Consider the following 12,274-nt stretch of genomic DNA (forward strand, 5'->3'; position numbering starts at 1 on the left):
CAACAACCGGTAAACAGCTCACCGACGATCGGCGAATCGGTCCGGCGCAGCGGCTGGTTCATTGTTCCGCCGCGCTTCGTTCACCTCCCCTTCCACCCTCGGTCAGGGGGAATGCCGGCGGGCCGCCTAAGGTCACGGGAGTGGTCAAGCTCTCCGTCATCGTGCCGTTCTTCAATGTGCAGACTTTCGCGCCCGACACACTGAGAAGTCTGCGTGCGAACGCGCGTGATGATTTCGAATTCATTCTCGTCGACGACTGTTCGACCGACGGCACTCCGGCGCTGCTGGAACGCGCCGGGCGCGAACTGCCGGGCGCCGTGGTCCTCCGCCACGCCGCGAACGGCGGTCTCGCCACGGCCCGCAACACCGGGCTGGACGCGGCGCGCGGCGAGTACGTCACCTTCCTCGACGGCGACGACTGGCTGGCGCCCGGCCACTACGAGCGGCTGCTCGGGGTGATCGAGGAATTGGCGGTCGACTTCGTCCGCACCGACCATGTGCAGTGCACGGGCCGCGTCCGGACCGTGCACCGGGTGCCGGAGGGCCGCCGCGGGGTGGTGCTCGACCCGCGGAGCGCGATCCTCCCCGTCGAGCGGTCCTCGTCCGTCGACTACCCCTACGCGTGGGCCGGGATCTACCACCGGCGGCTGCTGGAGGAGGGGCTGCTGCACTTCACGGACGGCCTGCGCACCGCCGAGGACCGGCCGTGGATCTGGCGGCTGCACCGCGAGGCGCGGACGTTCGCGGTGGCCGGGCCGCTCGGTGTCTTCTACCGGCGGGGAGTGGCCACTTCGCTCACGCAGATCGGCGACGTACGCCAACTCGATTTCATTCGCGCGTTCGATCAGGTCGTCGAGGAGACCGCGCGGGACAAGGACGCGGACGCCCTTCTCCCGAAGGCCGTCCGCACATATTGCGCGATCATTTCCCACCATCTCTCTTCCGTCGAAAGATTCGAACCCGCGGTGGCGCGCACACTGCGTTCGATGAGTGCGTCCGCGCTGCGGCGGATGCCACCGGAACCGCTTGAGGACGCGTTGAATTCCATGGATCACGACCGCGCGGCCCGGCTGCGCAGACTCCGCCGCAGGCCGGCTTTCAGGCACGGGAACACGGGGTATTCGAACGCCTCCGGGCAGGGGAGCGGGGCGCGCCCGGGCGCCGGGCGCGGGAGCGGGGCCGGCCGATGAGCGGGGACAGCGCGCGTATGGCGGGGGGCGGCGCCCGTAGGGCCGGGGACGACCGCCGCACGGCTGGGGACAGCACCCGTACGGCTGGGGACAGCACCTGTACGGCTGGGGAAAGCCCTCGCACGACCGGGGACAGCGCCCGTACGGTCGGGGACAGCCCCCGCACCCAGATCTTCCTCGCGTCGACGCTCTACGGCGCCGCGACGCTCGCCGCCGCCCTGGACACCGGGTGCTTCTCCCCCGCCGACCGCCGGCTGCTGCTCGTCGCCAACACCGCCGCCGTCCCGGAGACCACGCCCGCCCTCGACGAGGCGCCCGGCTTCGCGCCGCTGCGCGCCCGCTTCGACGAGGTCCTCTCGTGGAACGGGACGATCAGCCCCTTCCACCCGAGCGGCTGGTCGCCCCGCCCGGACGACGCGCCCCTGTGGGAGCGGCACCTGCGGCTGCTCTGGGGGCTGGGCGCCGGGCCGGTCGAGCTGATCGTGGAGTCCCTCCAGGTCAGCCCCGCGCACGCGGTCGCCCTGTGCTTCCCGGACGCGCCCCTGGAGGTCTACGCCGACGGGCTGATGAGCTACGGCCCGACGCGCAACAAGCTCGACCCGCTGGTCGGCACCCGGGTGCGGCGGCTGCTCCACCTGGACCTGGTGCCGGGGCTGCGGCCGCTGCTGCTCGGCGAGTTCGGGGTGCCGGCGGAGCTCGTACCGACCGAGGCGTTCACGAAGGTGCTGGCCGAACTCGCGGACGCCACGCCTCCGGTGACCGCGCCCGAGGGGGCCGCGCTGCTGCTCGGGCAGTATCTGTCGGCGCTCGACATCCTCACGCCCGAGGAGGAGGAGCGGCTGCACGTGCGGATGCTGCGCGGGGCGGTCGCGCGCGGCCACCGCGCGCTGGTCTTCAAGCCGCACCCGGCGGCACCGGCCCGCTGGTCGCGGGCGCTGGAGGAGGAGGCCGGCCGGCTCGGCGCGGACCTGACGGTGCTGGACACGCCGATGCTGGCCGAAGTGGTCTATCAGCGGATCCGGCCGGCGCTGGTCGTCGGCTGCTTCTCGACGGCGCTGCTCACGGCCCGCGCCTTCTACGGGCTGCGGGTCGCCCGGACCGGGACGGACCTGCTGCTGGAGCGGCTCAGCCCGTACCAGAACAGCAACCGGGTGCCGGTGACGCTGGTGGACGCGCTGCTGCCGGAGCTGGAGGACGGCGGGACGGACGTCGGCGCGGAGGGCGTGGACGGTCCCGGGGCTGACGGCCCGGCCGTGAGTACGGTGACGGAGGCCCGCGTTCCGGCCGGCGAGGAGCTCGCCGGTCTGCTCGCCGCCGTCGGTTTCGCCATGCAGCCGCAGGTCCTGCCGTCCCTGCGCCCGGCCGCCGAACGCTATCTGGCCGCACACCTCGACGACCGCACCCGCCGCTACTTCAAGCGCCGGCGCCTCACCGCCCTCGCGCTCCCCGGGGCGCTTCCCTCGCCCCTCGCCTTCCTCCCCCGCAACCCGGCCGTCCGGAAGGTGGCCCGCCGGGCCCGCGCGGTGCGGCGGCGGCTGGCGGGGCGGGCCGGAAGGGCGGGGAAGCAGGGGCAGACGGTGAAGCCGACGGCTCCGGCGAAACCGAAGGTGACCGCATGACCGCGCCTCCCGTGTCCGGCCCCGCCCCGTCGGCCTCCTCCCTCACGCCCGTACCACCGCCCGTACCGTCCGAGGCTCCTCGGGAGAGCGGCAGCGGCCGTCAGGCGGAGGGGAAGGGCTCCGGTGGGCGGCTGCGCGCGCTGGACGGGCTGCGGCTGATCGCCGCCCTGATGGTGGCGCTCTACCACTACGGCGGCCGGGGCGGCGAGATCGGCCAGGCCTGGGGCGCCTCGCCACGGCGTGAATTCCCCACGCTGTCCGGGGCCTTCGCCTACGGCTGCCTCGGCGTCGAGATCTTCTTCGTCATCAGCGGCTTCGTGATCTGCATGAGCGGCTGGGGGCGTCCGCTGCGCTCCTTCTTCGCCTCCCGCGTGGCCCGCCTCTACCCCGCCTACTGGGCGGCGATCGCGCTCGTCACACTGGCCTTCGCGCTGCCCTGGGTGACGTACCGGACGGTGTCCTTCAGCGACACCCTGGTGAACATGACGATGCTTCAGCAGCCGGTCGGGGCCCAGCGGGTGCTGGGCGTGTGCTGGACCCTCTGGGCGGAGCTGCGCTTCTACGCGCTCTTCGCGCTGTTCGTCGTGCTGCCGGGCGCGACCCGCCGCCGGGTGGTGCTCTTCTGCGCGGTGTGGACCCTGGCCACAGTGGTCACGACCGCCTCGCACGTGGAGTTCCTGCGGGTGGTGGTGATGCCGGAGTACTCCTCGTACTTCATCGGCGGCATCGGCCTCTATCTGATCCACCGCTTCGGCCACGAGGCACTGTCCTGGGGCATCGTGGGGGTGAGCTTCCTGGTGGGGCAGCACTACGCGGTGGCCGGGCTGTGGCACCCGCCGGGCGCGCAGTACTTCTCGTACCGCTCGCAGTACGTGATCGTCGCCGTGATCGCCGTCGGCTACGCGGCGGTGGCGCTGATCGCCACGGGGAAGCTGCGCTGGGCGAACTGGCGCTGGCTGACGGTCGCGGGCGCGCTGACGTACCCCTTCTACCTGGTGCACGAGCACCTGGGGTGGGTGGTGATCGGCGGGCTGCACCGGGGGTTGGGGATCCCCTCGGCCGCGACGTTCCCGCTGACGATCGCGTTGATGCTGGGGCTGGCGTGGCTGCTGCACCGGCAGGTGGAGCGGCGGCTGACGCCGCTGCTGAGGCGGTCGTTGACGAGGGTGCGGGGTGGGGTGGAAGACAGGCGGACGGGCGGATAGTTGCCGTGCCCCCGGAGTGGGTCAGCCCTTGTCGAGCCCCGGAGCAGGGTGTCGCTCCGGGGCCGAGCCGTTTTCCGGGGAGCCGTTTTCCGGGGAGCCGTTTTCCGGGGCGGGGTGGTGCTCGGGGGGCGAGTGGTGCCCTGAGGACGAGTGGCGCTCCGGGGGCGAGTGGTGCCCTGACCCGGGCAGCAGCGTCACTTCAAGACCGGCGATGACGGCGCGCAGCCCGTCCTCGTAGCCGGCGTCGAGGTCCTCGAAGAACTCCCGGCCGGCCTCGGTGGCGAGCGGGTGGCCCGCCAGCCTGCGGGCGCGGCCGTCCGGCTCGTAGGCCGGGTCGCGACCACCGTCGGGCACGGGGTAGACGGACTGCTCCTCTATGACGTAGCCGACGGTGTACGTGTTCACGGTGAACCAGGCGCGGGCGGCGGCGCGGGGCGTGAAGCCGGAGTCGACGCAGAAGCGGAGCAGCTCCTCCAGCGGGGTGGCGTAGCTGGCGTCGGTGAAGCGGCTGCCGCTGAAGACCTTCGCGCCGTCGCGGTAGGCGAGCAGGGAGCGGCGCAGTTCGCGGGTGGCGGCCGCCATGCGCTCCTGCCAGGTGGTGCCGCCGGCCTGTGAGATGGGGACGGCCATGCGGCGGAACATCTCCGTCGCCACCTCGTCGAGCAGCTCCTGCTTGTTCTTGAAGTGCCAGTAGAGCGCCGGGGCCTGGACGTCCAGCTCCTTGGCGATCCGGCGCAGGGTCAGGCCTTCGAGGCCCACTTCGTTCAGCAGGCGCAGGGCGGTGTCCGCGACCAGGGCGCGGTCGATTCGAGTTGCCACCTTGACAGCTTAACGGTGTTCAGTTCACGCTGGGGGCAGAGCGAACTTAACAACGTTAAGGAGTGTGGCTCGTGGGCATTGTCGTTCCTGCTGCCGTTCCCGCTGCTGTTCCTTCCGCCGTTCCTTCCGCCGTTCCTTCTGCCGCCCGCGCCGCGGTGGACGTCGAGGTGCTCATCGCCGGCGCCGGCCCCACCGGTCTCGTCCTCGCCATCGACCTCGCCCGGCGCGGTGTCCGCCACCGGATCGTGGAGCGCTCCGAGCGCGGCTTCCCCGGCTCGCGCGGCACGGGCATCCAGCCCCGCACCCTGGAGGTGCTGGACGACCTCGGGGCGGTGGCCGCGCTCCGGGCGGTGGGCGGGCCGTGCCCGCTGATCCAGGTCTGGGAGGGGCCGCGGCGCGTCCGCGAGCGGGATCTCGTCCACCGGGCGGAGGCCGGGCCGACGACTCCGTATCCCGAGCTGCTGATGCTGCCGCAGTGGCGCACGGTGGAGGTGCTGTACGGACGGCTGGAAGAGCTGGGCGGCACGGTGGACTTCAGCACCGGGATGACCGGGTTCGACCAGGACGCGGACGGGGTCACGGCGACGCTGCGGCACGCGGACGGCTCGGAGGAGACCGTGCGGGCGGAGTATCTCGTCGCGGCGGACGGCGGGCGCAGCACGGTGCGCAAGGCGCTCGGCGTCCCCTTCACCGGCGAGCCCGTCGATCCGCGCCCGGTGCTGATCGCGGACGTGATGCTGGAGGGTGTCGACCGCGGGCACTGGCACATGTGGCCGAAGGCGGAGGGCGGGCTCCTGGCCCTGCGGCCGCTGGAGGGCGCGGAGACGTTCCAGGTCATCGCGGGGTTCGAGGACGTGACGTACGAGCCGGAGGTCTCCCGCGACGCCACGCCCGAGGCGCTGCTCGCCCTCCTGGAGCGGCGCACGGGGCTGCCGGGGCTGCGGGTGGGCGAGGTCACGTGGGCCTCGGTGTACCGGGCGCGGGCGGCGATGGCCGAGCGGTTCCGCACGGGCCGGGTGTTCCTCGCCGGGGACGCGGCGCACATCCACTCCCCGGCGGGCGGCCAGGGGCTGAACACCAGCGTCCAGGACGCGTACAACCTGGGCTGGAAGCTGGGGGCGGTGCTGCGGCACGGCGCGCCCGACACCCTGCTGGACAGCTATGACACGGAGCGGGTGCGGGTGGCCGCCGATGTGCTGGGGCTGAGCACGAGCGTGCACGCCGCCGACCGGGCGCACTCGGAGGACGGCCTGCACCGCCGCGGCCCGGAGACCCTCCAACTGGGCCTGAACTACCGGGAGAGCCCGCTCACCCGCGAGGCGCGCCGGGACGTCCCGGAGGGAGCCCTCCGGGCGGGCGACCGCGCGCCCGACGCACCGTGCGTGGACGCCTCCGGCGCCGAGGTCCGCCTCTTCGACGCCTTCCGTGGACCGCACTTCACCCTGCTGGACCTCACGGGCGAGCCCGCCCCGCGGCCGGTCCCGGACGCGCCGTGGCTCCACACATACCGCGTGGGCGGCCCGGGCGCGGACCTGCACGACGCCGGCGGTCACGCGAAGGCGGCGTACGGCTCGGGGCTGTTCCTGATCCGCCCGGACGGGTATGTGGGGCTGGCGACGGATGAGGTGGGGGATATCGCGGCGTATGTGGGGGCGGTGGGGGTGGTGACGGCGGGCTGAGGGGGTGGTGCGGGGTGGCGACCGCCGGGCTGAGGGGGCCGGTCACGGGCGGGGGGCCGCTGCGCGGGACCCTGCCCCCTACCCGCCCCTTCCCGAACCGGGGGCTTCACCCCCGGGCCCCCTTTCCGCGCTACCGCGCGGTGGCCTCAAACTCCCCCAGCTACCGCTGGGAGGTGCCCCCAGCCGGGCTGGATTTCGCCGCTGTCCGTGGCTTGCTTGCCGGCCCGGTTCCGGGCGACAACTCAGCCCGTCCGGCGATTGAGGACCGGGGCCCGGGGCGGAGCCCCGGTTCGGGAAGGGGCGGGGTGGGGAAAAGCCCCGCGCAGCGGCACCCCGCCCGCACCCCGCCCGCACCCCGCACCCCGCACCCGCCCCAACCCCCCACCCCGCGCCAGCGCTAAAGCACCAGCGACAACAGCATCACAAACCCCAGCGACACCACAGAGATCACCGTCTCCATCAGAGACCACGTCTTGATCGTCTGCCCCACGCTCATCCCGAAGTACTCCTTCACCATCCAGAACCCCGCATCGTTCACGTGGCTGAAGAACAGCGACCCCGCACCCACAGCCAGCACCAGCAGCGCCGCGTGCGTCGTGCTCATGTCGGCCGCGAGCGGGGCCACGAGACCGGCCGCCGAGATCGTGGCGACGGTCGCGGAGCCGGTCGCGAGCCGGATGCCGACGGCGATCAGCCAGGCCAGCAGCAGGGCGGAGACCGACCAGTCCTCGGAGATGTCCATGATCATCCGGCCGACGCCGACGTCGACGAGGGTCTGCTTGAAGCCACCGCCCGCGCCGACGATCAGCAGGATGCCGGCGATCGGCACCAGCGACTTCTCCACGGTCGTGGCGAGCCGGTCACGGCCGAAGCCGGCGGCCCGGCCGAGGGTGAACAGCCCGACGAGGACGGCGGAGAGCAGCGCTATCAGGGGCGAGCCGATCACGTCGGTCACCCGCTGGACATGGTCCTTGGGGTCGTCCACGACGACGTCGACGAGCGCCTTGGCCAGCATCAGCACGACCGGCAGCATCACGGTGCCGACGGTGACCGCGAAGCTCGGGCGGCGCTCCAGTTCCTCGGAGGGCCGCTGGGGGATCAGCTTCTCGGGCGGGGCGATGTCGACCCAGCGCGCGGCGAGGCGGGAGAACAGCGGCCCGGCGATGACGGCGGTCGGCACGGCGACGAGGACGCCGAGCGCGAGGGTCACCCCGAGGTTGGCGCCGATCGCGTCGATGGCGGCCAGCGGACCGGGGTGCGGCGGCACCAGGCCGTGCATCACGGAGAGACCGGCGAGGGCGGGGATGCCGATGCGCATCAGGGAGTGGTTGCCGCGCTTGGCGACCAGCAGCACCACCGGGATCAGCAGCACGATCCCGACCTCGAAGAAGAGCGGGAGCCCGATGACGCCCGCGATCAGCACCATCGCCCAGGGCATGGAGCGCGTACCGGCCTTGGCGAGGATCGTGTCGACGATCTGGTCGGCGCCCCCGGAGTCGGCGAGCAGCTTGCCGAGGATCGCGCCGAGCGCGATGAGGACGCCGACGCCCGCGACGGTCGAGCCGAGGCCGGTCGTGAAGCTGGCGATGCCCTTGTCCAGGGGCGCGCCCGCAGCCGCGCCGAGCACCAGCGAGCCGATGGTCAGGGCCAGAAAGGCGTGCAGCTTGAGGCGGGTGATGAGGAGGACGATGACGGCGATGCCGACGAGGACCGCGATGCCCAGCTGGGCATGGCCCGCCGAGGTGATCGGTCCGGCGGGGGCCGCGGCCAGCATCTCGACGCTGAGAGTGCTCACGGGGGCTTCCTAAGGGGGTCGGGGGAGGTTGCTAGAGGCGCCGCAGCGCGGCGGTGGCCCGTTCGGCGATGGCCTCGGGGCCGGGCGTGACGTCCACGGCGACGCCCGCCTCGTCCGCGTCGAGCGGCTCCAGGGTCGCGAACTGCGAGTCCAGGAGCCGGCCGGTCATGAAGTGGCCCTTGCGGGCCGCCATCCGCTCGGCGATCAGCGCGCGGTCGCCGGTGAGGTGCAGGAAGACGATGCCGGGGGCGGCGGCGCGGAGCCGGTCGCGGTAGGCGCGCTTGAGGGCGGAGCAGCTCACGACCCCGCCGAGCCCGGCGCGGCTGTGCGCCCAGGCCCCGATGGCGTCCAGCCAGGGGGCGCGGTCGGCGTCGTCGAGCGGGGTGCCCGAGGACATCTTGGCGATGTTGGCGGCCGGGTGGAAGTCGTCGCCCTCGGCGTAGGGGACGCCGAGGGCCCGGGCCACCAGCGGGCCGATGGTGGTCTTGCCCGTGCCGGAGACTCCCATGACGGCGACGACGCGGGGGCCGGCCTCATGGGGGTGGGGGGTGTTCGGGGCGTGGGGGGCCTGCATCGCTACCTCGTTGTCCTCGTCGACCTCGACGCCATTGGCGACGCGGCTCACTCAAGCTCATTGATACGACGTATTCAAGACCCCGTGACCTAAAAGTCATACTTAATTGGCGGAGCGGGGAAACCGTAGGCTGACCCCATGGAAAACCAGGGGCAGGGGCTGCACGCGCGCGTGCTGGAGTCCCTCGGGCCCGCGATCACGGCAGGCGAGTACGGTCCGGGCACGGTCCTGCGCACGGACGAGCTGGAGGAGCGGTTCGCCGTCTCGCGCACCGTCATCCGTGAGGCCGTCCGCGTCCTGGAGTCCATGTGCCTGGTCTCCTCCCGGCGCCGGGTCGGTGTGACCGTGCTCCCCACCGAGGAGTGGAACGTCTACGACCCGCAGGTGATCCGCTGGCGGCTGGCCGGCGCCGACCGGCCGCGCCAGCTGCGCTCCCTGACCGTGCTGCGCTCGGCCGTCGAACCCGTGGCGGCGGGCCTCGCCGCCCGCCTGGCCACCCCCGAGCAGTGCGCGGAGCTCACGGAACACGCCCTCGGCATGGTCGCCACCTCGCGCGGCCAGCAACTGGCCGGATACCTGGTGCACGACGTCGCGTTCCACCGCGTGATCCTGCGCGCCTCCGGCAACGAGATGTTCGCCCGCCTCGGCGACGTCGTCGCCGAGGTCCTGACCGGCCGCACCGAACACCAGGTGATGTTCACCGACCCGGACCCGGCCGCGGTCACCCTGCACGTACGCGTCGCCGAGGCCGTACGCGAGCGGGACGCGGCCCGGGCGGAGGCGCTGACACGCGAGATCACGGCCGGGGCGATGGCGGAACTGGACATCCTGGCGCCGTAGTCGGTGGCGGAGGACCACCGTCCCGGGCGGCGTCCGGCCGGTGTTCCGCCGGTGTTCCGCCGGTGTTCCGCCGGTGTTCCGCCGGTGTTCCGCCGACGGTTCGCCGGTGATTCGCCAGTGATTCGCCGATGTCGCGGAATCGTCAGCGGACCGTACCGGCTGCGGCACGGGTGCGACACGACACATCAGATAAGCGACAAAATCATCGCCTCGTCGAACGCGCATCCGTAGCCTGGCCGCATGCGCCATGAGGACGAGGAAGAACGGCCGCTCTTCACCCGCCGCCGGTACGGGAGCCGTTGGGTCTACAACCACCGCAACCCGGCGGGGCTCGCGCTCATCGTGATCGCGCCGGTGGTGACGGTGGGGGTGCTGCTGCTTCTGTCGTACGGGGCGCCGCGGTAGCGGGTGCGGGGGTGCCGCTGCGCGGGGCCTTTTCCCCTACCCGCCCCTTCCCGATACCGGGGCTCCGCCGGCTACCGCTGGGAGGTGCCCCCGGACAGGCTGATTCGTCGCCCGGAACCGGGCCGGAAAGCCGGCCGCGGACAGAGGCGAAGAATCAGCCCGGCCGGCGCTTGAGGCCACCGCGCGTAGCCCGGCCGGGGGCCCGGGGGCTCGCCCCCGGTTTCGGGAAGGGGCGGGGCTGGGGAAAAGCCCGCCGCAGGCGCCGCCCCACCGCCTAACCGGACGGCACCCGCACACCCCCCGCCCCCACCCCCGCGGCCCCGAACCCCGCCGGCCACCGCTCGTACCACCGGAGCTCCCCCTCCAACTGCCCCGCCAGCGAGATCAGCAACGGCTCCCCACCACCCGGCCCCAACAGCTGCGCCCCCAGCGGAAGCCCTTCCTCCGTGAAGCCGGCCGGCACGCTCACCCCCGGCCAGCCCAGGATGTTCCACGGCCAGGAGTACGGGCAGGCCGCGATCATCGCGCTGTCCGTGTCCCGCGTGGACAGGTGCGCCATCGCGCCCGTACGCAGCGGCGGCACGGCCGTGCTGGGCGTCAGGACCACGTCGAAGCGGTCGAAGATCTCCCCGATGCGGTGCCGCAGCAGCGGCTCCGCCGCCCGCGCCGCCCGCAGCGCGCGCCCGCCCAGCAGCCGCCCGAGCCGGGCGTTCACCTTCGTGCGGGTGTCGAGGAGCGACGGGTCCGGGGCCTGGTCGGCCCATTCGCGGATGCCGGCCATCGAACGGGGTACGAACGTGAGCCCGATCGGGCCGTAGCGCGGCTCCTCCTCGATCACCTCGTGCCCCAGCGCCTCCAGCCGCTCCGCGACGCGCAGCGTCGCCGCCCGGGCGGCCGGGTCCAGCCACTGGCGCGCGGCGGCGAAGGCGGGCCGCAGCGAGAGGGCGACACGCAGCCGTCCGGGCTCCCGGCCGACCGCCGCGAGGACGTCGACGGGCTCGGGACGGTGCAGGTCACCGGCGTGCGAGCCGCTCACCACGTGCAGCAGCAGGGCCGCGTCGGCGACCGTACGGGCCAGGGGGCCGTGGCAGGTGATGCCCTGGAACGCCTCGGGCTCCGGCCAGGTCGAGACCCGGCCGCGCTGCGGCTTGATCCCCACGAGGTGTGTCCAGGCCGCGGGGATACGGAGCGAGCCGGCGCCGTCCGAGCCCAGCGCGGCGGCCACCACCCCCGCGGCAACGGCCGCGGCGGCCCCGCCGGAGGAGCCGCCGGGCGTGTGCCCGGGACTCCACGGGTTGCGGGTCACCCCGAAGGCGAGGCCCTCCGTGAAGGGGAACTGGCCGATCTCCGGGGTGTTCGTCTTGCCGACGATCACCGCGCCCGCGGCCCGTAACCGCCGCACGGCCTCGCTGTCGGCCGTCTTCGGCGGAAAGTCCCCGGCACAGCCGAAGGCGGTGGGCTCGCCCGCCACGTCCATGTCGTCCTTCACCGCCACCGGCACGCCCAGCAGCGGCAGCCGCTCCCCGGCCGCCAGCCGCAGGTCGGCGGCCTCGGCCTCCTCGGCGGCCGCCTCGGCCCGTACCCGGCGGAAGGCGTTGAGCCCGGGCTGCGTCTCCTCGATCCGCCGGAGCGCCCGCGCGACCAGTTCCCGCGAGGAGACCTCCCCGGCGGCCAGCGCCCTCGCCTGGTCCCCGAGCCCTCCGGCTATGAACCCCGTCACCTGATCCCCCTCCCCCGCCGACAATCCACGGTAGGGGAACGGGAGTTGCCCGAACAGGCCGACGGGTGCGGCCGTGACGTGAGCCACTCCCCCTTTACCGGGCGGGGGTGGCGCGCGCACGGTGGAACGTGGAGTTCCGGGCGGCCGGAGGCGCCGCGAGGACCACACGGTACGCACCACACCACCTGAGCACCGCATCCGGCCGCCGCACCTGAGCACCGCATCCGATCACCGCGCCCGATCACCGCACTTGATCAAGAACCGAGGACACGCACCATGACCGACACCACGGCCGCCGTCCGCGCCCGCACGGGCGGCCCCACCGATCCGTCCGAGAAGGACAGGCTCGTCGAGCAGGTGGCGGGGTGGACGCTGGTGGTGGTGATCGCGATGCTGATCACGCAGCTCGGGCTGATCTGAGCGGACGG

At 73.3% G+C, this 12,274-nt stretch carries 11 protein-coding genes; 7 read left to right on the plus strand and 4 right to left on the minus strand.

Annotated features, from left to right (window positions below; translation table 11 throughout):
* Nucleotides 1–140: 140 nt before the first annotated feature.
* Genes SMD11_RS12865 through SMD11_RS12880 form a run of 3 tightly spaced genes read left to right on the plus strand, consistent with a single transcriptional unit; the run spans nt 141 to nt 4,014 of the window.
* A complete protein-coding gene (locus SMD11_RS12865) occupies nt 141–1,190 on the plus strand; it encodes a glycosyltransferase family 2 protein (protein WP_087926595.1) in 1,050 nt (349 codons plus the stop codon).
* Complete coding sequence (locus SMD11_RS12875) at nt 1,187–2,809, plus strand: alpha-2,8-polysialyltransferase family protein (RefSeq protein WP_234366012.1); 1,623 nt, start codon at nt 1,187–1,189, stop codon at nt 2,807–2,809. Before SMD11_RS12865 ends, SMD11_RS12875 begins: the two co-directional genes overlap by 4 nt.
* Nucleotides 2,806–4,014, plus strand: coding sequence for an acyltransferase family protein (locus tag SMD11_RS12880; protein ID WP_087926597.1), 1,209 nt, complete (start codon nt 2,806–2,808; stop codon nt 4,012–4,014). Before SMD11_RS12875 ends, SMD11_RS12880 begins: the two co-directional genes overlap by 4 nt.
* Nucleotides 4,015–4,035: 21 nt before the next feature.
* On the opposite strand, the gene SMD11_RS12885 is transcribed toward SMD11_RS12880, so the two are convergent.
* Nucleotides 4,036–4,833 carry a TetR/AcrR family transcriptional regulator C-terminal domain-containing protein gene (locus tag SMD11_RS12885; protein WP_087926598.1) on the minus strand — a complete coding sequence of 266 codons (798 nt, stop codon included), beginning with the start codon at nt 4,831–4,833 and terminating at the stop codon, nt 4,036–4,038.
* Nucleotides 4,834–4,904: 71 nt separating this feature from the next.
* Between SMD11_RS12885 and SMD11_RS12890 the strand changes: the two genes are divergently transcribed.
* Nucleotides 4,905–6,512: an FAD-dependent monooxygenase gene (locus tag SMD11_RS12890; RefSeq protein ID WP_234366013.1), complete on the plus strand. Its 1,608-nt coding sequence runs from the start codon at nt 4,905–4,907 to the stop codon at nt 6,510–6,512.
* Nucleotides 6,513–6,909: 397 nt separating this feature from the next.
* On the opposite strand, the gene SMD11_RS12895 is transcribed toward SMD11_RS12890, so the two are convergent.
* Together SMD11_RS12895 and SMD11_RS12900 are read right to left on the minus strand one after the other, a co-directional pair.
* The gene (locus tag SMD11_RS12895; RefSeq protein WP_087926600.1) at nt 6,910–8,307 is read right to left on the minus strand and encodes a GntP family permease; all 1,398 of its coding nucleotides are present in this window, start codon (nt 8,305–8,307) and stop codon (nt 6,910–6,912) included.
* 31 nt (nt 8,308–8,338) lie between these two features.
* The gene (locus SMD11_RS12900) at nt 8,339–8,881 is read right to left on the minus strand and encodes a gluconokinase (RefSeq protein WP_087930468.1); all 543 of its coding nucleotides are present in this window, start codon (nt 8,879–8,881) and stop codon (nt 8,339–8,341) included.
* Nucleotides 8,882–9,019: 138 nt separating this feature from the next.
* Here SMD11_RS12900 and SMD11_RS12905 point away from each other — a divergent pair, with 138 nt between their 5' ends.
* Entirely contained in the window at nt 9,020–9,721 is a 702-nt protein-coding gene (locus tag SMD11_RS12905) for a FadR/GntR family transcriptional regulator (protein ID WP_087926601.1), read from the plus strand.
* A gap of 240 nt (nt 9,722–9,961) precedes the next feature.
* On the plus strand, nt 9,962–10,126 hold the full coding sequence (locus SMD11_RS35875) for a hypothetical protein (protein WP_199843867.1): 165 nt from the start codon (nt 9,962–9,964) through the stop codon (nt 10,124–10,126).
* 274 nt (nt 10,127–10,400) lie between these two features.
* On the opposite strand, the gene SMD11_RS12910 is transcribed toward SMD11_RS35875, so the two are convergent.
* Nucleotides 10,401–11,846, minus strand: a complete 1,446-nt coding sequence (locus SMD11_RS12910) for an amidase (protein ID WP_234366014.1) — start codon at nt 11,844–11,846, stop codon at nt 10,401–10,403.
* Between the two features lie 276 nt (nt 11,847–12,122).
* On the opposite strand from SMD11_RS12910, the gene SMD11_RS34905 reads away from it, so the two are divergent.
* Nucleotides 12,123–12,266: an SCO1431 family membrane protein gene (locus tag SMD11_RS34905; protein WP_107421949.1), complete on the plus strand. Its 144-nt coding sequence runs from the start codon at nt 12,123–12,125 to the stop codon at nt 12,264–12,266.
* The last annotated feature ends 8 nt before the right edge of the window (nt 12,267–12,274 follow it).

This window comes from Streptomyces albireticuli, from assembly GCF_002192455.1.
GTDB lineage: Bacteria > Actinomycetota > Actinomycetes > Streptomycetales > Streptomycetaceae > Streptomyces > Streptomyces albireticuli_B.

Excerpts from the sequence above, each read along its gene's own strand:
- SMD11_RS12900 (WP_087930468.1), bottom strand. The coding sequence starts at position 8,881 with ATGCAGGCCCCCCACGCCCCGAACACCCCCCACCCCCATGAGGCCGGC.
- SMD11_RS35875 (WP_199843867.1), top strand. The coding sequence starts at position 9,962 with ATGCGCCATGAGGACGAGGAAGAACGGCCGCTCTTCACCCGCCGCCGG.
- SMD11_RS34905 (WP_107421949.1), top strand. The coding sequence starts at position 12,123 with ATGACCGACACCACGGCCGCCGTCCGCGCCCGCACGGGCGGCCCCACC.
- SMD11_RS12875 (WP_234366012.1), top strand. The coding sequence starts at position 1,187 with ATGAGCGGGGACAGCGCGCGTATGGCGGGGGGCGGCGCCCGTAGGGCC.
- SMD11_RS12880 (WP_087926597.1), top strand. The coding sequence starts at position 2,806 with ATGACCGCGCCTCCCGTGTCCGGCCCCGCCCCGTCGGCCTCCTCCCTC.
- SMD11_RS12905 (WP_087926601.1), top strand. The coding sequence starts at position 9,020 with ATGGAAAACCAGGGGCAGGGGCTGCACGCGCGCGTGCTGGAGTCCCTC.